Annotated in this window: 1 pseudogene; it reads left to right on the top strand. The window is 41.5% G+C overall.

The features are described 5' to 3' along the window. Positions 1 to 328 (top strand): annotated as a pseudogene (locus AAEY62_RS20730) (nitric oxide reductase transcriptional regulator NorR); the annotation flags it as partial. Between the last annotated feature and the right edge of the window lie 50 nt (positions 329 to 378).

Here is a 378-nt window from a genome sequence, read left to right as displayed (position 1 = left end):
ACTAAAGGCCAAACAAAGCCAATGGCAACAAGCCATTATTACCATAAAGCCCGAGCATTGTGAGCTAAACCTTAGTGCGAGTAATACAACACAGTTATCATTACCTGCTAGTACCACAAACACCACCACTGGCAGTAGCACTAACATAGCAGAGCAAAATTTATCACTTAAGCAAGCAACCGATACCTTTACCCATCATTTAATTGGTCAGCAGCTTGAGCAACATAATTATAACTGGGCAAGTGCAGCACGCACCTTAAAAGTAGACCGTGCAAACTTAGTTCGCTTGGCTAAACGCTTAGGTATTTCAGTCAAAAAGTCGCTATAAAATAGCTATAAAACCGTCAGTTCACCTAAGTTAGGGGGCTTTACAGCAAG

Origin of the sequence: Pseudoalteromonas sp. GW168-MNA-CIBAN-0100 (assembly GCF_040309225.1) — a bacterium.
GTDB classification, from domain to species: domain Bacteria; phylum Pseudomonadota; class Gammaproteobacteria; order Enterobacterales; family Alteromonadaceae; genus Pseudoalteromonas; species Pseudoalteromonas arctica.
Note: the sequence above shows the minus strand (reverse complement) of the source record. Positions and strands in the feature narration are given on the sequence as shown.